22 protein-coding genes are annotated in these 24,690 nt (G+C 74.9%); 10 read left to right on the forward strand and 12 right to left on the reverse strand.

The features are described 5' to 3' along the window. Window positions 1–128: 128 nt before the first annotated feature. A complete protein-coding gene (locus J0910_RS13605) occupies window positions 129–1,148 on the reverse strand; it encodes a 2-dehydropantoate 2-reductase (RefSeq protein ID WP_420158867.1) in 1,020 nt (339 codons plus the stop codon). Window positions 1,149–1,379: 231 nt separating this feature from the next. On the opposite strand from J0910_RS13605, the gene J0910_RS13610 reads away from it, so the two are divergent. Continuing rightward, window positions 1,380–2,096 carry a GntR family transcriptional regulator gene (locus tag J0910_RS13610; protein WP_420158868.1) on the forward strand — a complete coding sequence of 239 codons (717 nt, stop codon included), beginning with the start codon at window positions 1,380–1,382 and terminating at the stop codon, window positions 2,094–2,096. A gap of 114 nt (window positions 2,097–2,210) precedes the next feature. Here the strand turns inward: J0910_RS13610 and J0910_RS13615 are convergent, their stop codons facing one another. The 5 genes from J0910_RS13615 to J0910_RS13635 all read right to left on the reverse strand — a co-directional run bounded on the left by J0910_RS13615 (window position 2,211) and on the right by J0910_RS13635 (window position 6,703). After that, the gene (locus tag J0910_RS13615; RefSeq protein ID WP_420158869.1) at window positions 2,211–2,909 is read right to left on the reverse strand and encodes a class I SAM-dependent methyltransferase; all 699 of its coding nucleotides are present in this window, start codon (window positions 2,907–2,909) and stop codon (window positions 2,211–2,213) included. After that, on the reverse strand, window positions 2,893–3,714 hold the full coding sequence (locus J0910_RS13620) for a tRNA-dependent cyclodipeptide synthase (RefSeq protein ID WP_420158870.1): 822 nt from the start codon (window positions 3,712–3,714) through the stop codon (window positions 2,893–2,895). Before J0910_RS13620 ends, J0910_RS13615 begins: the two co-directional genes overlap by 17 nt. Next, window positions 3,711–4,016 carry a DUF6092 family protein gene (locus tag J0910_RS13625; RefSeq protein ID WP_420158871.1) on the reverse strand — a complete coding sequence of 102 codons (306 nt, stop codon included), beginning with the start codon at window positions 4,014–4,016 and terminating at the stop codon, window positions 3,711–3,713. Before J0910_RS13625 ends, J0910_RS13620 begins: the two co-directional genes overlap by 4 nt. Window positions 4,017–4,020: 4 nt before the next feature. Beyond that, window positions 4,021–4,575, reverse strand: coding sequence for a nitroreductase family protein (locus J0910_RS13630; protein ID WP_420158872.1), 555 nt, complete (start codon window positions 4,573–4,575; stop codon window positions 4,021–4,023). Between the two features lie 574 nt (window positions 4,576–5,149). Further along, entirely contained in the window at window positions 5,150–6,703 is a 1,554-nt protein-coding gene (locus J0910_RS13635) for a polysaccharide deacetylase family protein (RefSeq protein ID WP_420158873.1), read from the reverse strand. Window positions 6,704–7,088: 385 nt separating this feature from the next. Here J0910_RS13635 and J0910_RS13640 point away from each other — a divergent pair, with 385 nt between their 5' ends. The 4 genes from J0910_RS13640 (at window position 7,089) to J0910_RS13655 (ending at window position 10,053) form a co-directional block, all read left to right on the forward strand. Then, window positions 7,089–7,367, forward strand: a complete 279-nt coding sequence (locus J0910_RS13640; RefSeq protein WP_420158874.1) for a hypothetical protein — start codon at window positions 7,089–7,091, stop codon at window positions 7,365–7,367. 384 nt (window positions 7,368–7,751) lie between these two features. Further along, window positions 7,752–8,051, forward strand: coding sequence for a hypothetical protein (locus J0910_RS13645; protein WP_420158875.1), 300 nt, complete (start codon window positions 7,752–7,754; stop codon window positions 8,049–8,051). A gap of 92 nt (window positions 8,052–8,143) precedes the next feature. Further along, window positions 8,144–9,394 carry a sensor histidine kinase gene (locus J0910_RS13650; RefSeq protein WP_420158876.1) on the forward strand — a complete coding sequence of 417 codons (1,251 nt, stop codon included), beginning with the start codon at window positions 8,144–8,146 and terminating at the stop codon, window positions 9,392–9,394. Beyond that, complete coding sequence (locus J0910_RS13655; RefSeq protein ID WP_420158877.1) at window positions 9,391–10,053, forward strand: response regulator; 663 nt, start codon at window positions 9,391–9,393, stop codon at window positions 10,051–10,053. Before J0910_RS13650 ends, J0910_RS13655 begins: the two co-directional genes overlap by 4 nt. 346 nt (window positions 10,054–10,399) lie before the next feature. On the opposite strand, the gene J0910_RS13660 is transcribed toward J0910_RS13655, so the two are convergent. From J0910_RS13660 to J0910_RS13675, 4 genes are all read right to left on the reverse strand, one after another. Further along, window positions 10,400–11,548, reverse strand: a complete 1,149-nt coding sequence (locus J0910_RS13660) for a pyroglutamyl peptidase (RefSeq protein WP_420158878.1) — start codon at window positions 11,546–11,548, stop codon at window positions 10,400–10,402. A 121-nt stretch (window positions 11,549–11,669) separates the two neighbouring features. Continuing rightward, the gene (locus J0910_RS13665; protein WP_420158879.1) at window positions 11,670–13,232 is read right to left on the reverse strand and encodes an aldehyde dehydrogenase family protein; all 1,563 of its coding nucleotides are present in this window, start codon (window positions 13,230–13,232) and stop codon (window positions 11,670–11,672) included. Between the two features lie 186 nt (window positions 13,233–13,418). After that, on the reverse strand, window positions 13,419–15,341 hold the full coding sequence (locus J0910_RS13670; protein WP_420158880.1) for an ABC transporter ATP-binding protein: 1,923 nt from the start codon (window positions 15,339–15,341) through the stop codon (window positions 13,419–13,421). Window positions 15,342–15,466: 125 nt separating this feature from the next. Continuing rightward, window positions 15,467–16,075 (reverse strand): flavin reductase family protein, encoded by a 609-nt coding sequence (locus J0910_RS13675; RefSeq protein ID WP_420158881.1) that lies wholly within the window; start codon window positions 16,073–16,075, stop codon window positions 15,467–15,469. Window positions 16,076–16,149: 74 nt separating this feature from the next. Here J0910_RS13675 and J0910_RS13680 point away from each other — a divergent pair, with 74 nt between their 5' ends. From J0910_RS13680 to rpsN, 3 genes are all read left to right on the forward strand, one after another. Further along, window positions 16,150–17,121, forward strand: coding sequence for a threonine ammonia-lyase (locus J0910_RS13680; RefSeq protein ID WP_420158882.1), 972 nt, complete (start codon window positions 16,150–16,152; stop codon window positions 17,119–17,121). Window positions 17,122–17,182: 61 nt separating this feature from the next. Further along, complete coding sequence (gene rpmB / locus J0910_RS13685; RefSeq protein ID WP_420158883.1) at window positions 17,183–17,419, forward strand: 50S ribosomal protein L28; 237 nt, start codon at window positions 17,183–17,185, stop codon at window positions 17,417–17,419. A 3-nt stretch (window positions 17,420–17,422) separates the two neighbouring features. After that, window positions 17,423–17,728: a 30S ribosomal protein S14 gene (rpsN, locus tag J0910_RS13690; RefSeq protein ID WP_420158884.1), complete on the forward strand. Its 306-nt coding sequence runs from the start codon at window positions 17,423–17,425 to the stop codon at window positions 17,726–17,728. 558 nt (window positions 17,729–18,286) lie between these two features. Here rpsN and J0910_RS13695 read toward each other — a convergent pair. Next, window positions 18,287–21,469, reverse strand: a complete 3,183-nt coding sequence (locus J0910_RS13695) for an amidohydrolase family protein (protein ID WP_420158885.1) — start codon at window positions 21,467–21,469, stop codon at window positions 18,287–18,289. Window positions 21,470–21,797: 328 nt separating this feature from the next. On the opposite strand from J0910_RS13695, the gene J0910_RS13700 reads away from it, so the two are divergent. Continuing rightward, a complete protein-coding gene (locus J0910_RS13700) occupies window positions 21,798–22,055 on the forward strand; it encodes a hypothetical protein (protein WP_420158886.1) in 258 nt (85 codons plus the stop codon). A gap of 226 nt (window positions 22,056–22,281) precedes the next feature. After that, a complete protein-coding gene (locus J0910_RS13705; RefSeq protein WP_420158887.1) occupies window positions 22,282–22,998 on the forward strand; it encodes a Crp/Fnr family transcriptional regulator in 717 nt (238 codons plus the stop codon). A 394-nt stretch (window positions 22,999–23,392) separates the two neighbouring features. Here J0910_RS13705 and J0910_RS13710 read toward each other — a convergent pair whose 3' ends face one another. After that, window positions 23,393–24,577: an aromatic acid exporter family protein gene (locus J0910_RS13710; protein ID WP_420158888.1), complete on the reverse strand. Its 1,185-nt coding sequence runs from the start codon at window positions 24,575–24,577 to the stop codon at window positions 23,393–23,395. Window positions 24,578–24,690 lie beyond the last annotated feature (113 nt).

A 24,690-nucleotide genomic window follows, 5' to 3' on the forward strand; every position in this document is an offset into this window, starting at 1 on the left:
TCGTTCTCCAGGGGGCCGGAGGGCCCGCCGGTTCCGGTTCGGGAGGTCGGCGCTGGACGATACTGTCTACAGTATTCATCCGCTGTGCCGCGGGGCAAGGCCGCGCCGCGGGGCGGGGAGCGCCGGGCTCAGCCCGCCGGCGCGGCGGTCCGGGGCCGCGCGGCCGGTGCCACCGCCCCCTCCCGCAGCCGGTCGTTGAGCAGCCGGGCGAGCGCGTCGACGGTGCGCAGCGCCGGCACCTCGGCGCCGGTCGCCTCTGCCAGCTCGACCACGGCGGACAGGATCACGTCCAGTTCCATCGGGCGGCCGCGCTCCACGTCGTGCAGGGTGGAGGTGCGGTGGTCGCCGGCGCGCGCGGCGCCGGCCATCCGCCGGTCGATGGAGACCGAGGGGTGCACGCCGAGCCGCGCGGCGACGTCCAGGGTCTCCCGCATCATGGCCCGCGCCGTCGCCGCGGCGCCCCCGGCCGCGCAGATCTGCGCCATGGTCGACCGGGTCAGCGCGCTGAGCGGGTTGAAGACGACGTTGCCCATCAGCTTCACCCAGACGTCTTCGCGGATGTCCGGCTCCACCGGGCACTTGAGGCCGCCGGCGGTCATCGCGGCGGAGAAGTCCAGGCAGCGCCGGGAGACCGTGCGGTCCGGCTCGCCGATGGAGAAGCGGGTCCCCTCCATGTGCCGGATCACGCCGGGGCGCTCGATCTCGGTGGCGGCGTAGACCACGCAGCCGATGGCGCGCTCGGGCGGGACGGTCGCGCTGACCGCGCCGCCGGGGTCGGCGGCCTCCACCCGCCGGCCGGCCAGCGGCCCGTCGAACCCGTGGAAGTACCACCAGGGGATGCCGTTCTGCGCGGCGACCACGGCGGTGTCCGGGCCGAGCAGCGGGGCGAGCAGCGGGCCGCAACCCGCGTAGTGCTGGGCCTTGAGGCCGAGCAGCACGTAGTCGACCGGTCCGACCTCGGCGGGGTCGTCGGTGGCCGGCGGGTGCGCGGTGAAGTCGCCGCGCGGGCTGAGCACCCGGACGCCGTCGGCGCGCAGCGCCTCCAGGTGCGGGCCGCGGGCGATGAGGTGCACTTCGGCGCCCCCGCGGTGCAGGGCGGCGCCGGCGTAGGCGCCGATGGCGCCGGCTCCGAGGACGGCGATTCTCATGGGCGGTCCCTTCTCCCGTCGGAAGAGATACTGTATACAGTATTCTGAGAAAGCGGTGCGGCCGCCGCCACCGCCCAGGGGGAGAAGGAACGGGGAACCCGCTCGGAGGCGAACTTCTCCGCTTCTTTCCGGCTCCGGGACGGAGGGGTGAAGGGGAAGCGCATTTCGTACACTGTCTACAGAGCCCACGCGTCCCGCAGACCGGCTCGGCCGAGGAACCGGAGGCCCCGCATGTCCCCCCAGTCGACCGACCACCGCCCCGCCGGGCGGCTGCGCCGGCCGGTGCCGCTGCGCGAAGCGGTCTACGAGTCCCTGCTCGACCTGATCACCACCCGCGCCCTGCCGCCCGGCAGGCACCTGGTGGAGACCGAGCTCGCCGAGTACCTCGGCGTCTCGCGCCAGCCGGTGCGCGAGGCCCTGCAGCGCCTCAGCAACGAGGCCTGGGTCGAGCTCCGGCCCGGCTACGGGGCGTTCGTGCACACCCCCACCGAGAGCGAGGCCGACCAGCTGCTGGCCGTCCGCGCCCTGCTGGAGACCGAGTCGGCCCGGCTCGCCGCGCGGCACGCCGGCCCCGAGGACGTCGCCCGGCTGCGCGCGCTGTGCAGGGACGGGGCCCGGGCCGCCGCGCGCGACGGCGTCGATGGCGCGGTCACCGCCAACGCCGGCTTCCACCGCGCCCTCACCGAGGCCTCCGGCAACGGCGTCCTCGCCGAGCTGGCCGCCCGCGTCGACCGCAGGGTCCGCTGGTACTACGCCCCCATCGCCCGCCGCCGCGGCGCGGCCTCCTGGGACGAGCACGCCGGCATCATCGACGCCATCGAGGCCGGCGACGGCGCCCTGGCCGCCCGGCTGATGGGCGAGCACACCGAGCGCACCCGGCGCGCCTACCGCGACCACGGGGAGGACCCCGCCGACCGGGAGGAGGGAGAGCCCTCCCGGGCGCTGTGAGCCCGGCCGGCGGACGCCGCCCACCGGACGCGGTGCCGCATCCCGGGGCGGCCCGGCTGCGGGCTCCGCCGGGGCCGGCGGGCGGGCGGAACCGCCCTCCGGCCCCGTTCCTGGTCAGCCCTTCGCCGCGCTGACCAGCAGATTGATGGGAGAGTGGACGCCGCCCGGGATCCCCTCGAGGGGCTCCCAGGTGACGGTGGAGAAGCCGACCGCCCGGAGCGCCTCCTCGATGCTCCGCCGGCTCCAGTACCGGGCGGGCACCGTGGTCGGCGGGACGGTCGGGAAGGTGAGGCGGTACGGGGCGCCGTCGGCCGGGTCCTCGGAGCGGTCCACCACCAGCCCGTTGAACTGGACCGCGCCCACGGGCAGCTCGGGGTTGGCGACGTAGGCCAGCAGGCGGCCCCCGGCCGCGAGGTTCGCGTGGGCGCGCTCGCACATCCGCCGGAGCGCCGCCGCGTCCTCGGCGTAGTGCAGCACGGCCAGGGCGAGCACGGCGTCGAAGGAGCCGAGCACCGGCATGTCCGTGATGTCGTGCACCTCGAACTCGGCCCCCGAGGGGTCGCTCCGCTCGCTCCGCCGCGCCACCTCGATCATGGCCGGAGAGGAGTCCACCCCCAGCGCCCGCGCCGCGCCCAGCCGCCCGACCAGCCGGGTGTGGTCGCCGGTGCCGCAGCCGGCGTCGAGCACCGAGAGCCCTTCGACCGCGCCGAGCGCCCGGAGCAGGGAGGGGATCTCCACGAGGTGCCGGTAGGTCCCGAACACCCGCTCCACGTCGAGGTGCCTCTCCGCGACCGCGTCATACTCCTGGAGCACCGGCCACCTCCCCCTCTTCGGTACCGGGCCCGGTCGGGCGGACCACGATGAAGCCCTGCTCCGGGTGGCGGGGGATCGGGGACCCCTCCCGGAAGAGGGCCTTCGCGATCGGCATCATCTTGTGGTAGCAGGTCACCGAGGAGCGGGCCCCCGTCATCTCCGGGGTGTTCAGGAAGAAGGGGAACTCGGCCCGGACGTAGGCCATCCCCGCCTCGAACATCTCCGACTCGGAGGAGACCAGCGCGGTGCCGTCCGCCCGGTCCTTGTAGAAGTCGGTGACCTGCTCCTCGCAGGCGTGCATGAGCTCCTCGTCCTCGCCGAGCAGCCGGTCGACCGAGCGCAGCGCCTCGGCGTACGCGGGGAGGGGGACGTACTCGGAGAGCGGGCGGACCACGACGGAATCGGCGGCGCCCGGTGCGGCCTCCACGCCCCGGCGGAGCCTGCGGCGCACGTCCTTCAGCTGGGCCTTGACCCGCTTGCGCACCGAGGCCGGCGGGTAGCCCAGGGCCTCCAGCATGGTGTCCATGTGCGTGTCGACGTACACGACGTCGATCCGCTCGAAGCGCGGGACGGCCCAGGAGAGCAGGGCGCCCACCCGCTCCGCGCTGAAGTAGGAGTTCCCCGCGCTCACCCCGACCAGCAGGTGCTCCCCGCGCTCGAAGATCCGCCGGCAGGAGGGCGTGGCCGCGTCCACCTCGAACGCGGCCCCGCCGAGGGCGCCGTCTGCGGGCGTGCGGGTGGTATCGCTCCCATGGTGCGCGGCGGCCCCGGCTTCGGCCTCCTGGGGGGTGCAGTTGCGGCTCATCCCCGCTCCCCGCCGGTCGAGGAGAGGACGTCCGACTCCTTCAGCGCGGTGAGCAGGGTCGCGCAGAGCTCGTCCAGGAAGGCGGCGAGGTCGTGGTATTCCATGGGGCCGCACATGAAGTCGTCCAATCGTGCTCGGATGTCGGCGAGCCTCTCGTCGCGGAGGCCGGCCTTCTCGGCGATGACGAAAGTCCTGCGTGCCGCGTCCAGGCAGCGTATGGGGCCGTAGGCCTGGGGCTCGTTGAAAAGGCCGCGTGCACAATTGAGCAGATGCGTCGCGAGGAGGACCAATTCCTCGGTCACTTCCTCAGTTGTGGTCTGCGTCACGGTTCCCCCAGGTTTCATGTCTGATCACCTCGCCGCGGTCGCGGCGGGGCGGCGACGCCAGAGGGCGCGCCGGATGGCCGATGGACACCAGGAGGATGGGCTCCAGGTGTTTCGGCAGTTCAAGGATTTCCTGTACGGATTCGCGGCGGAAGCTGGCGACCGGGCATCCGCCGAGCCCCGCGGAATGCGCGGCGAGAAGAAGGTTCTCCACCGCCATGGCCACGCACAGCAGTCCCTCGTCCCAGAATTCGCCGTCGTCCTTGACGGCGCGGGACCGGTCGAAGCAGGCGGCGACGATCAGCGGCGCCGGCTGGATGATGCCGGGCGCGAAGGCCCGGAGGAGCTTCAGGTTGCGCGGCTCCTGGACGGCCACGAAGGCCCAGGCCTGGACGTTGCCGGCGGACGGGGCGGCGACCATGGCGTCCAGCAGCCGCTGCAGCACCTCCGGCTCGACCGGCTGCTTCGTGAAGTCCCTGACGGCGCTCCTGCCGAGCAGGACGCGCGTGAAGTCGAGTGACTGGTCGGGGAGCGTCAAACGATCCTCCCGAAAACGAGAACGTATTCTGTTCTCCGGCTGGTGATCGGAAAATCCTTCCGTGTCACTTCGTGCTGTTGCCGAGAATTAATCGGTGATTCATTCGCAAAATCTGTTCGACGGCACGCACGGCGCAGGGCTGCGGGGGATCATTAGAGCGCGAGCGGCGGAAGAGAAGGGGGTGGGCCCTTGGAAGAAGAGGTTCCCCTCCGCCCATAATTCTTCCGTACCGTGCGGGCCACTAGACAGTTATAGGCGTCCGGTCATCGCCCTGACAACCCTTAGTTCGGGAATAGCGACGTTCTGCCACTTCAGGTGCGGTGAAAAAATTCGCGCGCCGCCGGAGGGCCGTGCGGCGGCCGGGAACGGGCTCCGGGGCGCGGCGATCCGCGGAGCAGGGGGCGCCCCCTGCGGGGAGCCAGGAGCCGCAGAGGGGAGAAGCCCGCCTCGGGCGATGATCTTGGAGTTGCGGGGCCGACAGAGCGCTCTGACGGCCCCGCAACTCCAAGATCATCGGGGGGAGGGCGGGGAGGCGGGTGTCCTTCTGCGCCCGCCGCCTCTTCCCGTCAACGATCTAGCCCTGGTCCGCGGGGTCCGGGCGGCTGTGGTAGGCGGTGCCGTCCTCCAGCCCGGTGCCGGCGAAGAGCTCCTGCACGGTGACGAAGTGGAACCCCTCGGCGTGCAGCCGGCGGAGGATCTCGGGAACCGCGTCGACCGTGGAGGCGTGGATGTCGTGCATCAGCACCACGCTCCCCGGGCGGGTGCCCTCCACCGCGGTGTCGGCGACCTTGCCGCTGTCCCGGGACTGCCAGTCCAGGGTGTCGACGTCCCAGAGCAGCACCGGCGCGCCGGCGTTCTCCAGGGTGGTGCCGTTGAAGGACCCGTAGGGCGGGCGCATGGTCAGCGGCGGCGCCCCGGCGGCCTCCTCGATGGCCTCGGCGGTGCGTTCCAGGTCGTCGGCGACCGCGCCGCCGGACTTGTTCGCCAGGTCGTCGTGCTTCCAGGAGTGGTTGCCCAGCTCGTGCCCCTCGTCGTGGATGCGCCGGACCACCTCCGGGTCCTCCCCGACGAGCTGCCCCAGCAGGTAGAAGGTGGCCTTCGCGGAGTAGGCGTCCAGTTCGTCCAGGAGCCGCGCGGTGTGCTCCCCGGGGCCGTCGTCGAAGGTCAGTGCGACGCACGGCACCCGGGCGCAGTCCAGGGAGGCGCCCGGCGCGCCGCCGGAGTCCTCCAGGTCCAGCGGTGCGCCTGCGGCGACCGCATCGCGGGCCCGCACCCCGAACTCGGACAGCAGCGGGGCGGCCCGATCGCCGTCGACCGGCACGTGCAGCTCCCCGGAGGCGCCCCGGGCGACCGTGACCACCAGGCCGCCGGCGGTGTCGAAGGCGACGTCCTGCAGCGGCGAGCCGGCGTACTCCTCGGCCAGGGCGCGGGCCGCCTCCGCGTCGACCGGCGGCGCCTCCCCGCCCCCGGAGCCGGCGGGCGGCTCGGTGCCGCCGTCGGAGACCAGGCCGGCCGGCATGTCCCCGGGGGCGACCCCGGCCTCCTCGCGCAGCGCCCGGGCCACCGCGGCGTCCAGCGCGGCGACCTGGTCGGCGCCGCCGAACAGCGCGGTCCACGGCAGGGCCCGCCCGGCGGAGCCGTCGAACCAGCGGGTGGTGGTCTCCACCCGGGTGTCGCCGCCCACCGAGGTCTCCCGGACGATGCGGGCGCCCAGCACCTTCCCGGAGGCGGCGAGGAACTCGGAGCGCTGCTCCAGCGAGGCCGGCCCGTCCCCGGAGCCGTGCTCGGCGAGGAACGCGGTCTGCGCCTCGGCCATGGCGGTGCGCACCTCGCCGCCGAACGCGGGGGCGCCGGGGACCTCCGGATAGGAGGCGGAGACCGCCACATCGCCCTGCTCGACGCGGTACTCGACGGTCTCCGCCCCGGCGACGGACTCCGGGACCGCCTCGGCCGGCGCGGCGGCCGGCGCGGTGCGCACCGCGGCCGCGGCCGGCACGGCGAGCAGCGCCAGGGCGGTGAGGCCGGCCAGGGCGTGCCGCGGGGAGGCGCGCCGGAGCGGGTCGGGCACCCGCAGGCGGGCGATATCGGGACGGCGGAACCGGAACGGGATCTCCAACGTGGGGCTCATCCGGGCTAGGAGGGGACAGGGGCGGGCGCCGGAGCGGCGATCGCGGCGGCCGGCGCGGAGGGGAGGGGCTCCGGGCCGCACCGTGAACATACGGTGGTGCGCTTCGGGACGCAATCGGGCGATCACGGCACAAGCCGCGCCGCGGCGGCAATGGGAACGGGCCGGTAACGAATCCGCCCGGACCTGGAACCGGGAGCACCGGACGCGCATCAGAGGTGAGAACATCTGCAGGCCGCTCGTGAAAATTCACCGGGCCGGTTCTGGCAACCCTCACTCATGGCTGGAGAAGGCGAGTATGAGTTATGGAACGGGCGGGTACGGGCCGCCTCCGCCGCCCCCGCCTCCCGGGCAGGGCCCTCCCCCGCCGGGAGGCTTCGGTGGAGGGATGGGGGGTCCCCCTCCGCCTCCGCCGCCGATGGGGCACGGCGAGCCGCCCGCCAGCAAGGGCAGCGCGATCGGCCTGATCGTCGTCGGCGTCCTCTGCTGCAACGTGCTGACGCTGGTGCTGGGGATCGTCTCCCTGGTCATGGTGGACAGCAACCCGAAGGCGTCCAAGACCTGCTCGCTGATCGGGTGGATCCTGTTCGGCATCGGCCTGGTGCTGTCGATCGCCTACATCATCTTCTCCTTCTTCATCGCGGCATCGACGCCCACCACCTATTAGCGGGCCCGTCCCGCAGCGCCTGGAGCCGCCCCGACCGGACCCGGTCGGGGCGGCCCCGTTCCGGTCGCCGGGTGGTAGGGTCGCCGCGCGCAGAGCCGCGTTCGAGACGGCCCGCTCTCCCGGTGACCCCCGCTCCGTCCGGCCTGCCCCGGACCGCCCGGAACGATCGCCCAGGATCCGATCGCCCGCCGGGGCCGAGCGGCGCGAGCCGGGAGGATCCCCTTCCGGCGGATACAGACCGAAGCTGGAGAAGGCGAGCATGAGTTACGGAACCGGCGGGTACGGTCCGCCTCCCCCGCAGGGCCCGGGCGGCTACGGTCCGCCCCCGCCTCCCGGAGGGGGCTACGGCGGCGGCATGGGGGCCCGCCCCCGCCTCCGCCGCCGATGGGGCACGGCGAGCCGCCGGCCAGCATGGGCAACGCGGTCGGCGTGATCGTCGCCTCGGTGCTCAGCTTCTGCATGTGCTGGCCGCTCGCGATCGTCGGCCTGGTGCTGGGGATCGTCTCCGCGGTGATGACGACCTCCAACCCGAAGGCCTCCAAGACCTGCGCGCTGATCGGCTGGATCATGGCCGGTATCGGCCTGCTCCTCACGATCCTGCTCTTCGTCCTCTACGGCGGGTTCGGGCTGCTGTCCGTGCTCTCCGAGTCCGGCTCCGGCTCCTACGACACGACGAGCTACTAGCGGGCCCGCGGGCCTCCCCGCGCCCGGAGCACACCGCCGCCTCGGCCGATCGGCCGAGGCGGCGCCGCTGTTCCCGGCCCTAACCTTGGCTTATGCGAAGCAGGGGGAGCGGGCGGGCGGCCGAGGCGGCGGGGCGGTCGGCCCTGGGGAGGCTGGGGGCGCTGCCGATCGCCGGCGCCCTGGCGCTGATGGGCGTCGCCTTCCTGATCGATTTCCAGGCCTGGCTGAGCCAGCCGCCCCCCGGCCCGGACTACTACGGCCCCGAGCCCTCCTTCCGGGATGCGGTGATCCCCGCCTCCGGGCTGCTGGCCTGCCTGGCGGGGCTGGTCGCCCTGCCGCCCGGAGCACCGGTGCGGCGGGTCGAGCTGGTCGCCCCGCTCGCCCCGGCCGCGGTGTTCGCCACCAGCCTGGTGCTGTCCACCGGCGAGTTCGGCGCCTACGGCTACTCGATGGGCATGACCGAGCTGCTCGGGATCTTCCTGGCGGTGACCGCGGTCGCCTCGCGCGCCTCCCGGACCTCCCTGGCCGTCATGGCGGCGGCGGTCGCCGCGGCCTTCCTCACCATGCCGCTCCGCTCGCCGGGCTGGGGCATCGGCGAGTCCGGCTGGCTGCTCTTCGCCGGGATGGTGATGTTCACCCCGGGGCTGTACATCCGCTGGCGCGACCACGAGCGGACCTGGCGGGTGGAGGAGATCCGCCGCGAGGAGCGCCTGGTCCTCGCCCGCGACCTGCACGACGTCGTCGCGCACCAGGTCTCCGGGATCGTGGTGCAGGTCCAGGCGCTGCGCCACATCGCCGACCGGGACCCGGAGCGGGTGGCCGCCGCGCTGCCCGACATCGAGCGGGCCGGCAGCAGCGCGCTGGCCGCGATGCGGCGCATGGTCGGTGCGCTCCGCGAGGAGGACGAGCCCGCCCCGCTGGACTCCCACGACCTGCCCGCCGCGCTGCGCTCGCTGGAGGCCCAGGGCGACATGGGGCGGCCCCGGGTGGAGGTGGACCTCGACGGGGGCGCCGCAGCGCTGCCCTCGGAGGCCTCGGCCGCCGTGCTGCGGATGGCCCAGGAGGGCGTGACCAACGCGCGCAGGCACGCCCGGGGCGCCACCCGGGTACTGGTCCGGCTGCGCACCGGGGGCGGGCGCGCCGTTCTGGAGGTGCGGGACGACGGCCGGGGCGCCGGGGCGGTCCACGCGGGGGAGGGCGGATACGGTCTGATCGGCATGGCAGAGCGGGTCCGGCTCCTGGGCGGCGAGTTCGACGCGGGGCCGGTCCCCGGCGGCCCGGGGTGGCTGGTGCGGGCGGAGCTGCCCGCCGAGCCCGCGGAGGACGAAGGAGGTGCGCGGTGACGATCCGGGTGGTGCTGGCCGACGACCAGGAGATGGTGCGGACCGGGTTCCGGTACATGCTGGAGGCCGAGGGCGACATCGAGGTGGTCGGCGAGGCGGGGGACGGACTGGAGGCGCTGCGGCTGGCCCGCGAACTCCGCCCCGACGTCGCCCTGCTGGACATCCGGATGCCCGGCATCGACGGGCTGGAGGCCACCCGCCGGCTGGCCGGCCCCGGGGTGGCCGACCCGGTCAAGGTGGTCGTGGTGACCACCTTCGACCTGGACGAGTACGTCTACTCCGCGCTGGAGGGCGGCGCCGTCGGATTCCTGCTCAAGGACGCCGGGCCGGCACTGCTCATCGAGGCGGTGCGCGCCGCCGTGCGCGGCGACGCCCTGGTCTCGCCGAAGATCACGGTGCGGCTGCTCAGCCGGTTCACCCGGCAGCGGACCGTGCGGCGGGGCGAGCCGGAGGACCGCGGCCTGACCGAGCGGGAGAAGGAGACGGTGCGGGCGGTCGCCGAGGGGCTGACCAACGTCGAGGCGGCCGAGCGGCTGTTCGTCTCGCTCAGCACGGTCAAGACCCACCTGGCCAGCGTCCAGGCGAAGCTCGGCGCCCGGAACCGGGTGGAGATCGCGGCCTGGGCCTACCGCGGCGGCCTGATGGACGAGCGGGACTGAGCCGCCCGGGCCGTCCCCGCGCCGACGGGGCCTCTTGCCGGCGCGGGCGCTGCCGCGGGCCTCAGGTCGCTGATGGGAAAAGGGCGGTAGGCGCAGAAGAACACCCCGCCCCCCGCCCTTCCCCCGATGATCTTGGGGCTATCAGAGCGCTCTGATAGCCCCAAGATCATCGGGGGGGAGCGGGCTTCTCCCGTCAACGATCTCAGGCCCGGCCGCCGCCCGGGACCCGTCCGGTGCCCAGGGGCGCGGCCGTCCCGGCCCCGGCCGGGTCCGGGAGGCGGGCGGAGCGGGGCGCTCCGCCGCGGCCGCCTTCCCCGGGCGGGCGGTCCCGGCGGTGCGCCCGGGGTCAGCGGAGCGGGGCGGCGCGGACCGCGGCGGCCACGATGGCGCGCAGCTGCTCGGTGATGTCGGCGCGGTCCCGTTCGAAGCCGGGGTCGGTGAGCGCGTCCGGATCGCCGGTGCCCGGCTCCAGGAGCGGGGTGCGCACGTGCCCGGCGGGGATGTCCCGGCCGGTGGCCTCGCGCAGCAGGGTGTTGCGGTAGGCGAGCTCGTTGGCCAGGTGGTCCCCGCCGCCGCCGGCGCGCGCCAGGGACCCGGGGGTGGGCCCGTCCTCGCGCACCACCGGCTCGGCGGAGCCGGCCGGGACCTCGGTGACCCGGGTGTCGTCGTGCACCGGGAAGCGCCCGCCGGCCTGCGCCCGGACGGCCTGGCGGGGCAGGGTCGAAGAACCCCACTGCGGCAGGGGCGAGGGGAGTTCCGGCAGGTCGGGCGGGGGGATCGGGCCGGGTGCGCAGGCGCGCTCGTTGTCCGGGGCGCCGCCGCGCCAGGCGGCGCTGCGCGCCTCCAGCTCGAACCGGTCCGACCGGCCCCGGCTGAGGGTGATCACCGCGTCGGCCGGCGCCGCGGTGCCGGTGTAGTGCGGCAGCAGGCAGCGCTCCACCATGCCGCCGGTGAAGTCGCGCCAGCGGACCGGGAACAGCGCCGCGCGCACCACCGCGGTCCTGCCGTGCGCCTCGAAGGTCTCCCCGTGCAGCGCCAGCGCCGCCACCCCCGAGGGGTTGGAGCGGCGCACGTCGTCGTCGAGCTCGAAGGGGTCGAACCCGGTGACGATGACGCGCAGCTGCCGGTCGTCGGGGGCGAAAACCAGGTCGTCGTGGCCGCGCGAGGCCTGCTCCAGGCGGGCCAGCAGCGCGGCGCGCTCCTCGCCGGCCAGCGGGAACGACGGCCGCCAGGAGCGCAGCAGCGAGCTGAGGGTGAGCCGGGCCCAGTACAGCGGGCGGTCGTCGCCGACCCGGTCCCGCCGGGAGGCCGCCTCGGTCCACAGCCGGTGGCCGTGCGAGGTGACCACCCGGGCGGCCTCCGCGGCGTCGCCGGCGCCGGCCAGGTCGGCGGAGAACAGGGGTACGGCCGCGGCGAACCCGGACCGGCGGAGCAGCGTGCGCGGGGCCTCCAGTCCGGCTCGTTCCTCCTCGGGGGTGGCGGCGGTGGAATCCATGGCTCCGATCCGGGTTCGACGGCGGGGGCGTGCGTGACCGGGGCGTGAGTTTACATGTCCCCGGTGCCGGTTTCGGCTGCCCCGCAGCGTGTCCCGGTGCCGCCGCCCCCGCCCCGGCCGGTCAGTCCAGCCGGAAGCCCAGGTCGGCGTCGATCTCCACGACGTCCATCTGGGCCTTCTGCAGCCGCCCGGAGTAGTCCCAGTTCATCGACTGCCAGCGGGTGAACTGGTCCAGCACCCACATGCCGGAGAGCCGGCCGCCGTTGCCGGAGCGGCCGTTGCCGCCGAACGGCAGGTGGGCCTCGGCGCCGGAGGTCGAGTTGTTCACGCTGACCATGCCGGCGCCGATCCCGGAGCGGAACGCGAAGGCCTTCTTCGGGTCGGTGGTGTAGATCGAGCAGGACAGCCCGTAGCCGGGCAGGTCGGCGAGTTCGACCGCCTCCTCCAGGTGCCGGTAGGAGGCCACGCCGACGATCGGGCCGAAGGTCTCCTCGGTGAAGACCCGGTCCTCGGGGCGCACCCCGGCGAGGATGACCGGGTGGTAGAAGAGCCCGTCGGCGGGGTCGCCGACGAAGCCGGCGCGGGGCGAGGCCGCGGTGATCCGGCCGGTCGCGGTGGAGCCGAGCACCCGGTGGTGGCCGGAGATCCAGTCCAGGTAGCCCTCGTAGCGGTCGGCGAACCGCTCGCTGATCATCGGCCCGTAGAGCACGTCCCGGGTCGGGTCGCCGACCGCGGCGGCGGCGGTGGCGGCGGCGAACCGCTCCAGGAAGGCCTCGTGCACCGACTCGTGCACGATGGCGTTCCCCAGCGAGGTGCAGCGCTGCCCGGCGGTGCCGAAACCGGAGAACAGCGCCCCCTCCACCGCCAGGTCGAGGTCGGCGTCCTCGGTGACCACCATCGGGTTCTTGCCGCCCAGCTCCAGGCAGGGGGTCTGCAGGTGGCGCCCGCACAGTTCGCCGATCCGGGCGCCCACCGCGCTGGAGCCGGTGAAGCCGACCTTGTCCACCAGCCCCTCGCCGAGCGCCTGCTCCAGCCCGGCGAAGGTCTCCTCGCCGTCGGCGTAGACCAGGTTGAGCACGCCCTCGGGCAGCCCGGCGCGGGAGAACAGCTCGTAGAACGCCCACGAGCAGGAGGCGGCGTACTCGGCGGGCTTCCACACCACGGTGTTGCCGGTCAGCAGCGCGGGCACGATGTACCAGCTGGGCACGGCCACCGGGAAGTTGCCCGCGGTGATGATCGCGGCGGTGCCCAGCGGGTTGCGGAAGGTGAACAGCTGCTTGTCGGGCATCTCCGAGGGCACGGTCTGCCCGTAGAGCCGGCGCCCCTCGCCGCGGAAGAACTCGCAGGTGTCGATGATCTCCTGCACCTCGCCGCGGGCCTCGCCGAGGGTCTTGCCGATGTCGCGGGTGACGGCGCGCGCCAGGGCCTCCTTGTTCGCGGCGACCAGGTCGCCGATGTTGCCGATCACCTGGCCGCGGATCGGCGCGGGCACCGCCGCCCAGGCGCGCTGGGCCTCCTTGGCGGCCCGGCAGGCGGCGGTGAACTCGGCCCGGCCGGCCAGGCTCACCTCGGCCAGCACGTCGCCGGTGCGCGATGGGTTGGTGCTGATCAGCGGTTTGTCGGCGCGGTCGAGCCGCTGTCCGGCGATCACGGAACGGAGGTCGTCAGGCGTGGTCTGGGTCACCGAGTGCTCCATTGCTCTGGTGGACGTCTGCGATCAGTGCGCCTGATTCTGCCCGTCCGGGGCCGCCCTGACCAGAGCCGGGCGGCCCGCGCCGCGCGGGCCGCCGCCCGCTCCGGCCCGGTCCTCTCCGCTCGGGCGCGGGGAGGCGGCCGGCGTGCCCGGAGAGCGGCCGCGGCCCGCCGGCGGTCAGCCGGCCGCCGCGGGGGCGGTGCTGCACGGCCCGGGTTCGGCCGCGGCGTCCTCCCCGGAGGAGCCGGCGAACTGGGTCCGGTACAGCTCCTCGTAGCGGCCGTGCGCGGCCAGCAGCTCCTCGTGGCTGCCCTGCTCGACGATGCGCCCCTCCTCGATCACCAGGATCCGGTCGGCGGAGCGGATGGTGGAGAGCCGGTGCGCGATGACGATGGCGGTCCGCCCGCGCAGCGCCTCGGCCAGCGCCTCCTGCACCGCGGCCTCGGAGGTGGCGTCCAGGCTGGAGGTGGCCTCGTCCAGGATCACCAGGCCGGGGGAGGCCAGCAGCAGCCGGGCGATGGTCAGCCGCTGCCGCTCGCCGCCGGAGAACCGGTAGCCGCGCTCGCCGACCATGGTGTCCAGGCCGTCGGGCAGCGCCGCGACCAGGCCGTCCAGCCGGGCCCGGCGCAGCACGTCCCAGAGCTGCTCGTCGGCGGCCCCGGGGCGGGCGAGCAGCAGGTTGGCCCGGATGGTCTCGTGGAAGAGGTGGCCGTCCTGGGTGACCATGCCGACGGCGGAGCGCAGCGAGGCCGCGGTCAGATCGCGCACGTCCACCCCGGAGATCCGCACCGCCCCGGAGTCCACGTCGTACAGCCGGGGGACCAGCTGCGCGATGGTGGACTTGCCGGCGCCGGAGGAGCCGACCAGCGCCACCGTCTCCCCGGGGGCCGCGGTGAAGTCGATGCCGTGCAGCACCGGGCCGCCCTCGCGGTCGTCCAGCGTGACCACCTCCTCCAGGGAGGCCAGCGAGAACCGGTCGGCGGAGGGGTAGCCGAACCCGACCCGGTCGAACTCCACCGACACCGGGCCCTCGGGCACCGGGCGGGCGTCCGGGCGCTCCTTGACCAGCGGCTCCAGGTCGAGGACCTCGAAGACCCGGCTGAAGCTGACCATCGCGCTCATCACCTCGACCCGGGCGCTGGCCAGCGAGGTCAGCGGCGCGTACAGCCGGCTGAGCAGCAGGGCCAGCGCGACCACCGAGCCGGAGTCCAGCCCGCCGGTGAACACGAAGTACCCGCCCAGGCCGTAGACGAGCGCCAGCGCCAGCGCGGAGACCAGGGTGAGCGCGGTGATGAACACCTCCTGCACCATGGCGGTGCGCACCCCGATGTCGCGGACCCGCCGGGCGCGGAAGGAGAACTCGGCGGACTCCTCGCGGGGCCGGCCGAACAGCTTGACCAGGGTGGCGCCGGGGGCGGAGAACCGCTCGGTCATCCGGGTGCCCATCGCCGCGTCGTGCTCGGTGGCCTCCCGCTCCAGCCGGGCCAGCCGGCCGCCCATCCGCCGGGCGGGCAGCACGAACACCGGGAGCAGCACCAGCGCCAGCAGGGTGATCTGCCAGGAGATCCCGACCATGACGACCAGGGTGAGCAGCAGCGTCACGGTGTTGCTGACCACCCCGGACAGCACGTCGCTGAACGCGCGCTGGGCGCCGATGACGTCGTTGTTCAACCGGCTGACCAGGGCGCCGGTGCGGGTGCGGGTGAAGAAGGCGACCGGCATCCGCTGCACGTGGTCGTAGACGGCGGTGCGCAGGTCGAGGATGAGCCCTTCGCCGATGGAGGCGGAGAACCAGCGGGTGACCAGGCCGAACCCGGCTTCGGCCAGGGCGATCCCGGCGATCAGCGCGGCCAGCCCGACGACCAGGCCCAGGTCGTCGCCGGCGATGATCGCGTTGACCGCCTCGCCGGCCAGCACCGGGGTGGCCACGGTGAGCACGGCCAGCACGGTGCTGGAGGCCAGGAACCAGGAGAGCCGCGCTCGGTGCGGCCGCGCGAACCCGGCGATGCGCCGCAGCACGGCGCGGGAGAACGGCCGGCTGTCCTCCTTCGCGTGCATCGCGTTGTACATCGACGACCACGCGGCCATCTCCATGCTCATCGCCAACCACCGACCTCTACCGGGATCTTTCGGTCCATGGCTCGGAAGAGTAGAACCTCAAGTTAGCTGGAGGTCAAGGTCGGACGGTCCGGTGCGGCCCGGGGCGGGCGCGGCTCCGACCGGGGTCAGCCGCGCGGCGGCCCGCCCGTGCGCGGCCGGTCCACCGCGGTGACCTCGCCCAGCGCCCCCCACTCGTTCCGGCCCAGCCGGGAGATCGGGCGCAGCAGGGAGACCTCCGGGTGGCCGTCGACCAGCACCGCCTCGTCCACGGCGGCGTGCACCACGCGGCCGAAGACCACGGTGGAGTCGCCGAGCAGCACGGTGGAGTGGAGCCGGCACTCCAGGGCGACCGGGCTGGCGGCCACCCGGGGTGCCTTCACCGCCGTGCCGGGCTCCCGCTCCAGGCCGACCGCGTCGAACTCGCTGACGCCCGGCGGGAACGGGGCCGAGGTCGCGTTGATCTCGGCCTGCAGCCGCTCCGGCGCGAAGTTGACGGTGAACTCCCGGGTCTCCTCCACGTTGCGCAGGGTGTCCTTGCGGCCGGTGGAGGTGAACTGCACGATCGCGGGGTCGGCGCAGGCGACGGTGAAGAACGAGTGCGGGGCGAGGTTGTCGGCGCCGGCGGCCGAGACCGTGGAGACCCACGCGATGGGGCGGGGGACCACGACCGAGGCGAGCAGCCGGTAGAAGGCGCGTCCGGGCAGGTCGTCGGGGGTCAGTTCAGTGCGTGTCACCCCGCCATTATCGGATCCGCCCGCCGCCTCCGGGGCGGCGGGTGGCGCGGCGCGGGGCGGGGAACACCACCGGGATGGAGCTGATCTCACTCGCCGACGTCCAGGCCGCCGCCGGGCGGATCCGGCGCCGCGCGGTGCGCACGCCGCTGCTCTCCTGCCCGTGGGCGGAGGGGCGGCTGTGGCTGAAGCCGGAGAACCTGCAGCCGGTCGGGGCGTTCAAGATCCGCGGCGCGACCAACGCGCTGCGCGCCCTGCCGGAGCGGCGCCGGGCCGCCGGGGTGGTCACGCACTCCTCGGGCAACCACGGCCAGGCGCTGGCGTACGCGGCCCGCGCCGAGGAGGTGCGGTGCACGGTGGTCGTCCCGGAGGGGGCGCCGGAGGTGAAACTGGCCGCGATGCGGCGGCTGGGCGCGGAGCTGGTGCCGGTGGCCCCGGCCGACCGGGAGCGGACCGCGGTGCGCCTGGCCGAGCGGCGCGGGATGGTCCTGGTGCCGCCGTTCGACGACCGGGAGGTGATCGCCGGGCAGGGCACGATCGGCCTGGAGGTCGTGGAGGACCTGGCCGGGGTGGACGCGGTGCTGGTGCCGGTGGGCGGGGGCGGCCTGGCCTCCGGGGTGGCCACCGCCGTCAAAGGGCTGCGGCCGGACGTGGCGGTGGTCGGGGTGGAGCCGGAGCTGGCCGCCGAGGCGGCCGAGGGGCTGGCGGAGGGGCGCAGGGTCTCCTGGTCCCCGGAGCGGACCCACCGGACGGTCGCGGACGGGGTGCGGGTGGGCCCCTCCGACCTGACCTTCGCGCACATGGCGGCCCGGCTGGACGGGATCGTCACGGTCACGGAGGAGGAGATCACGGCGGCGATGGGGGTGATCGCGCGCCGGGCGCGGGTGGTGGCCGAGCCCAGCGGGGCGCTGGCGGTGGCGGCGCACCTGGCCGGGCGGGCCGGCGGCGGGTGCGCGGTGGCGGTGGTCTCCGGGGGGAACGTCGACCCGGAGCTGCTGGCGCGGGCGGTCGCCGCGCCCCCGGCGGAGGACGGCGCCGGCATCGAGTGAAAACGATTATCATTCCGGTGTATCGTGGGACGGGCCAGCAGCACCGACCGAGAGGAGCACCGTGTCCCGCGTCTGCCAGGTCACCGGGAGGCGGCCGGCGTTCGGCAACGCCGTCTCGCACTCGCACCGGCGCACCCGCCGCCGCTTCGACCCCAACATCCAGCGCAAGCGCTACTGGCTGCCCTCGGAGAACCGGTGGGTCCGGCTGCGGGTCAGCGCCAAGGGGATGAGGACGGTCGACCGGCTCGGCATCGAGCGCGTCGTCGCCGACATCCGCGCCCGAGGGGAGAAGGTCTGAGCCGTGGCCAAGAAGAGCAAGATCGCCAAGAACGAGAAGCGCGCCCGCATCGCGGCCCGCTACGCCGAGCGCCGCGCCGAGCTCAAGCGGATCGTCTCCCGCCCGGACGCCTCCGCCGAGGAGCGCGCCGCCGCCCTCCGCGAACTGGGCCGCCAGCCGCGCGACGCCAGCCCCACCCGGTACCGCAACCGGGACGCGGTGGACGGCCGCCCGCGCGGCTACATCCGCAAGGCCGGGCTCTCCCGGATCCGCTTCCGCGAGATGGCCCACCGGGGCGAGCTGCCCGGGATCACCAAGTCCAGCTGGTGACGGCCGGAACCTGAGAGAGAGGGGCGCCCGCCGCCCGGACCGCCGGCGGAGCGGCCCGGCGGACGGTTCTCCGAGACCGGGAAGCGAGACCGGGAAGAAGGAGCGGAACCGGTCCGCGGGGGCGCCCGTACCCCGGCCCGAGGGCCGCCCGGCCGGAGGCCGGCGTTCCGCTCCGCCCTCGCGGCCGTGCCGCCCGGGGCCGCCGGCCGGCCCCCGGCGCCCGGAGGCGCGGGTGCCGGCGGAGGCGGTGACCGGCCAGGGACCGCACCCCGGCTCCGCGGAGGAGCGGGGACCGGTGGAGGCCTCCCGCGCCCGCCGGACGGTCGTCCGCCGTGGAAGATCCGGTGGCGAGGGCACCCGCCGCCTGGGGGCGCGGGTGCCCGCGGAGGCGCCGGCCGCGCGGGGGAGCGCGGCCGGCGCCTCCCGGGAGAGCGGGGAAGCCGGCGGAGGCCTCCCCGTCCGCCGGCCGGCCTCCCGGGGCGGCGGCCCGGTCCGGGGCGGGCGGCGCCCGGCCGCATGCCGCGCGGACCGCCGCCCGGCGGTCCGCGCGGCCCCGGGTCAGCAGCGGTGCGGGGCGGTGCGCTCCGATTCGCCGTGCCACCAGGGGCCGTCCGCGGTGGCCGAGGGGAGCGGGTCGCCCAGGGCGGTCGGCTCTTCGGAGGAGCGCAGCGGGCTCCGCTCCCGGAACGGTTCCAGCAGGTCATCTCTGGTGTGCACGGTGCCGTTGGCGATGGTGATCCGCACGTTCGCGGCGGCGGTGATGTCGTCCAGCGGGTCGCCCTCCACCGCGGCCAGGTCGGCGAGCCGTCCGGGCTCCACGGTGCCCAGGTGCTCGCCCAGACCGAGCCATTCGGCGGTGGTGGAGGTGGTGACGGTCAGCGCCGCGCGCGGGGTGAAGCCGTACTTCACCAGCGCCCGCATGTTCTGGTGCAGGCTGATCGCCACGTTGTCCAGCGGGGCGTCGGTGCCGCCGAGGACGGTGCCGCCGCCCTCGTGCACGGCGCGCACCATGGCGACGTGGCCGGGGAGCGCCGCGCGGGTCCGCCGGGCGTCGGGCGCGTCGGAGCCGGCCTCGTCGGCCTTGTCCACCAGGGACCGGTACTCCCAGGCGGGGAAGAGCACCTCGGTGCGCTCGTCCTCCACCAGGGACCGGTCCTCGGCGTAGAGGGCGGCGGAGGTGAACAGGGTCGGGGTGAGCGACATCCCGGACTTCGCGAACAGGGTGACGGCGTCCTCGTAGGACCGGCCGAGCAGGCTGACGGTCTGCGAGTAGCCGAGCCGGTTGGTGGCGCCGGTGTGCTCCATGCCGTCCATGCCCAGGTGCACCGCCGGGTAGAGGTAGTGCGAGGTCAGCGGCAGGTCGACGGCGTGCGCCCGGTCCACGGCGGTGCGCTGGGAGCGCACCGGCAGCCGCACATAGGTCTTGACCAGGTCGTAGTCGAGCTCGAACGCGCGCTCCAGCTCCCGCTCCACCCCCTCGGCGTCGTAGGTGGTGCGCATGAAGTCGTAGTAGATCCGGGAGCCGTCCACCGCCTCCCCGGTGGCCAGGTAGCGTGGTCCGGTGATCGCGCCGGAGTCCAGCGCCTCCCGGGTCTCCAGCATCTGGTAGGCGGGGTCGCCGGGGGAGCGGGTGGTGGTCACCCCGTAGGCCAGCCAGAGCGGTCCCTGCCGGGACCCCCACTCCCGTCCGCGCAGGTGCCAGTGGTTGTGCGCGTCGATCAGCCCGGGGATGACGGTCAGCCCGGTGGCGTCGACCAGGGTGGTGCCCTCCTCCTCGGCGCGCTTGCGGCGCTTCTCCACCGAGGTGATCCGGTTGCCCTCGATGACGATGTCCACGTCCCGGCGGAGCTCGTCGGACCTGCCGTCCCAGACCGCCCCGGCCTGGACCACCACCCGCCCGGAGGGGGCCTTGCGCCGCCAGGTGAGCGGCGTCCGGACGGTCTCGGGGCGGCCGCCCTCCAGGGAGACGCGGCGCAGCCGGCCGTTGCCCAGGTAGAGCAGCGAGGCGGAGTCCCCGCTCCAGCTGGGGGCGTCGGTCGGCTCGGAGGTCAGCCTGCGCGGCTCGCCGGTGAACGCGCCGCGCCCGTCCACCGGCACCACCCACAGCAGGCTCTCCATCACGAAGGCCAGGTGCCGGCCGTCGGGCGACCAGACCGGGCCGTCGTCGCCGCGGGTGGAGAGCGAGCGGTGCGGTGCGGGCTCGGTGTAGGAGGTCTTCCCGGTCTCCAGGTCGACGGTGAGGATCTGGCTGGAGCCCTCGCGGAACCGGCGGGAGCGCGGCCGGACCGCGGCCAGGGCCAGGGTGCGGCCGTCGGGGGACCAGGTGGGGCGCCCGGGCTGGAACAGCTCGGGCAGCACCTGGCGGGCGGTGTCCGAGCCGGTGTCGTAGACCCAGGTCGCGCCGTCCTGGTCCTGGTAGGCGATGCGCCTCCCATCGGGTGACCAGCGCGGGAAGACCTGCGCGCCGTCCAGGCGGGTGATCCGCTCGTCGGTGCCGGATTCGAGGTCGTGCCGCCAGAGCGCGGGGGAGCCCTCGCGGTCGCTGCTGTAGACCAGGGAGGTGCCGTCGGGGTGCCAGTCGGGGTCGGAGGAGAAGGCCCCGTCGTCGGCGACGGCCCTCGGCTTCTTCCCGATCCGCATCACCCACAGCGCCCCCAGGGCGCGGAAGGCGACGCTGCGGCCGTCGGGGGAGAGCACCGGGCCCGCGATGCCGCGCACCGGGTGCTCATCGGTGTCGTCGATGTCGCGCCGCGCCCGGCGCGGCTCGCGGCGCAGGTAGGGCACGGTGGCGCTGAACGCGACGTCCTCGGCGCCGCCCCCGAGGGTGCGGCTGCGGATCGCGCCGTCGGCGGTGTGGAGCAGCCGGTTCTCGCCGGTCCAGGTGACGGTGCCGGGGAAGACGTCCTCGTCGCCGCCGGAGGCCGGCTCCCCGTCGACGATCAGCCGCACGGTGTCGGCGTGCGCCGCGATGTGCGCGAGCCGGCCGCCGGGGCCGGGGGCGGGCGAGTAGAGGGTGGTGTGCTCGGCGGCGGGGACCAGCTCCTCGGTGCGGCCGTCCAGGTCGGTGGAGCGCACGCTGGAGCGGTCGGAGACGTGCACGATGCGCTCGCCGTCGGGGGTCCAGGCGGGCTCGGCCTCGTCGGCGCCGGTGTCGGTGACCGCGGTGAGCTCCTCGCTCTCCAGGTCGTAGAGCCAGATCCCGTAGCCGTCGCCGCGGTCGGAGGCCAGCGCGATCCGGGTGCCGTCGGGGGAGAACGCGGGCTCGCGGTGGTCGTGCGGCCCGGAGGTGAGCCGGCGCGGCCTCCCGTCCGGGAGGTCGAGGACGTAGACGTGGTAGTTGCCCTCGGCGTAGGCCTGGAAGGCGATCCGCCCGGAGTCGGGGGAGAACCGCGGCCGGGTGGCGTCGGCCAGGTCGCCGGTGAGCCTGCGGGCCTCGCCGCCCCCGGCGGGCACCAGCCAGATCGCGGTGTAGAGGTCGAAGGCGATCCACTTCCCGTCGGGGGAGGGGGCGGCGGAGATGTTGGTCCCCTGGGTGACGGTGGCCTCCGGCGCGCCGCCCTCCTCGGCCGGGGCGGCCGCGGCGGCGGCCTGCTGCGCGGGGGGCATGAGCCATGCGGCGCCGCCCGCGACGGCGGCCCTGCCGCCCTGCGCGAACAGGCCTCTTCTGCTGAGGGCGCCCGGGGGAGCGGAGCCGGGGGCCGGCTCGGGGACGGGGGGAACGGGGGATGACGGGTGTCCCATGCCTACCTCGCCGTTGTCGGTGCGTGTCCCGGCGGACACTTACCGGGACGTTCTAACCCGCGCCTCCTCCGCCGCGCAATCCCCGGGAGCCCCGTGTTCCCCGGCCCTCCCGCGCGGGCGGGGCGGGGCCGCCGGGCGCCGCGGCCGCTCGGCCGGTGCGCAGGGGGTTGCCGCGGCCCGCGACACAGAACGGTTCCTTGTTCCCGCGATGTACAAAATTGAAACGTGAAACATGTCATGAGAATGACACTGCGTTGGCGGGTGACCGCTTTCAGGCAGAGGGTTGCGTCATCGGAAAAGGCCCGATATGTCCGAACGGAGGAAGACCATGGCGAGGAAGCTGCGCACCGTGCTGGCCGGCGCGGCCGCGACGGCCGCCATGTCGGGGGCCCTGCTGCTGGGCGCCGCGGCGCCGGCGTCGGCGTCCGGCTACGACGACGACTGCGACCGCCACTGCGACCACGGCTACAGCTACACCTACCACGGCCACGGGCACGGCAAGTGGTGCAAGGACAAGGACCACGACCACCACTACAACCACCACTACGGTTCCTGGCTGGGCTTTGTGAAGATCAGCATCCGCTGAGGACGGACCCCGCGGACAGCGGCGCCGCGCCGGCGGCCGGACGGCCCCGGTGCGGCGCCGCCGCCGTGTCCGGAGTCCGGCGCCGGCCCCGCGCGTTTCCGCCGCCCCCGCGGACTCGTCCGCTACTTTCGTTAGCCAGTCGCCTCAGGCGCCGGACCGGGGGAGCGCGCACCGCCCGGCGGCGGTCCCGCCCCCGGTCCGGTCCGGCGAGACGGGGGGAGTGGGGATGCGGCCGACGGAACACGCACCGGGGGACCCGGACGGGAACGGCGACCTGAGGGTGCAGCACGCGGCATGGGTGGCGCGCTGCGTGGGCCGGGGGGACTCGGTGCCGCTGTCACCGGAGGACATCACCGCGCTCGCCACCAGCCTGCAGCGCCGCTCCGTCCCCCGGGGGGCGTTCGCCTTCGGCGGCCGGACGGCCCGCCCGGGGGTGTGGATCGTCCGCTCCGGCAGGCTGGAACTGGTCTCGGGGCGCGGCGCCGACCAGGTGGTGGTGCAGATCCTGCGCACCGGCGACGTCGACGGCGACATCCAGGCGCTGCTGGGAGTGGAGGTGCCCTACAGCGCGCGGGCCCTGGACGACACCGAGCTGCTCCACTTCGACCGCGGCGACTTCGAGCAGCTGCTCTCCCAGCACCCCCAGATCGCCCGCCGCTGGCTGTCCAGCGTGGCCGGCCGGCTCACCGCGAGCCAGGCGCGGATCCTGGAGCTGCTCGGCAAGTCCCTGCACCAGCAGACCGCCCGGCTGCTGCTGGAGGAGGCCGACGGCGACAGCCTGGTCCTGCCGCAGCGGACCCTCGCCGCGATGCTGGGCGTGCAGCGCCCCTCGATCAACAAGGTCCTCAAGGAGCTGGAGCGGGAGGGCCTGATCGCCCTGCACTACTCCGCCATCGACATCCTGGACCGCGGCGCCCTGCACCGCCGCGCCGGCATCGGCTGATCCGGAACCGGGGCGGAACGCATGGGACCCCTCCGGCCGGTGAGGACGGGGACAGGGACGACAGCGGCCCGAACCGGCGGGAGGACCCGGTCGACCCGGGCGCCCGGGACCGGGAGGAGGCCGGGCCGCCCGCCCAGGGGGACGGCACCGAGGACGGGCCCCTGCCCGCCCCGGACGAGGTGGGGGCGACCGGAACGGAGAAGGAGGCGGGAGAGCCGCTGGGCGAGGCGCTGGCGGGTCCGGCGGGGACGGCCGGGCGCCGGGGATCGCCGACCCGCACGAGGGGGTGCGGCGCGACGCCGACCAGGGCACCGCCGCCGACCCGGCGGGCCCCGGAGGCGGCGCTCCGGGAACGGGGCGGCGACCGGGAGCGCTGAGCGGGCGGCCCGGCCCCTCAGTGCGGCGGCGCCTCCCCGGTCTCCTCGCGGAGGGCGTCGCGCAGCGTGCGGAACTCCTCCTCCAGCCGGGCCGCGTCGGTGTACACGGCCGTCCGCACCGCGTCGCCGGACCGGTCCTCCTCCAGCCGGGACAGGCGCAGCCGCACGTCGTCGAGGCGCCCGTCGAGTTCGCCGATGCGCTGCCGCAGCGGCCCCTCGCCGATGTCCTGCAAGGAGCGGGCCGCGTCCGACAGCGAGGACAGCAGCGCGCCCAGCTCCGCGGGGGAGGGCGCGGCCGCTTCCCCGCCGTCGCGCTCCGCCAGGCCGCGGGCCAGGGAGGAGGCCAGCCCGCCGACCCGGTCCAGGGCGCCGACCACGTTCCGCTGGGTCTCCAGTGAGGTGCGGTCCCGGTGCCTGCGCAGGAAGAACACCGGGTTCAGCCGCAGGCTCTCCCGTGCCGTCTCCACCCCGGTCCGGGCCTGGGAGACCATGTCGGCCAGGCCGTTGGCGCGCCGCCGCCACCGGTGCGCGTCGTCGGAGCCGGCCTCTCCCGAGCACAGCGCGGTCCCCATGTCCTGGAGGAGGTCGGCGACCGAGGAGGCGAGCACCGCCAGCCCCTCGTCGGCGCTGCGGTAGCGCAGCGGCGGGAACAGGACCAGGTTGACCGCCACCCCGGACAGGCAGCCGACCAGGACCAGCAGCACGATCTCCACCAGCCCCTGCACCCGGCCGGCGGTGTCGGTGGCCATGGTGAACTGGGAGAACGCGAAGAACGCCGCGGTGGCCACCGACGTCCGCTGCGCCCCCAGGGCCGGCAGCCTGCTCAGTGCCAGCGCCACCAGCGCGACCAGCAGGAACGTGGGGAAGGCGGGACCGAAGAGGAAGCCCAGGGCGCCCTGGACCACCACCCCCGCGGTCACGGCGGCGACGTAGCGCCAGGAGGCCGCGATGGAGCGGTAGATCGTCGCCTGCACCATCATCACCGCGGTGAAGGGGGCGAAGGCGGGCGACGCGGCCTGCATCAGGGTCGAGGCGATGAACCAGGACAGCCCGGCGGCCACCGTGCACTTGACCAGCAGGACGACCTCGGCCCGCTCCCGGCTCCGGGAGTCCCGCAGCCTGCGGAGCCGGCGCCGGGCCCGTTCCGGGAACCCGCTCCCGCCGGTCTCCCGCCTCCAGCGGTCCTCCTGCTCATCCGGCATTTCGCGAACCCTCCTCTGCAATCTCCGGAATCCCTGGAACCTTTCGAATCCCGCGCCGGGGACCGCCCGGGCCCTCGCCGGTACCCGGCGGGGAGAGCGGTGCCTCCGGGGAG

The organism is Nocardiopsis oceanisediminis (assembly GCF_048595525.1).
Taxonomy (GTDB): Bacteria; Actinomycetota; Actinomycetes; order Streptosporangiales; family Streptosporangiaceae; genus Nocardiopsis_A; species Nocardiopsis_A oceanisediminis.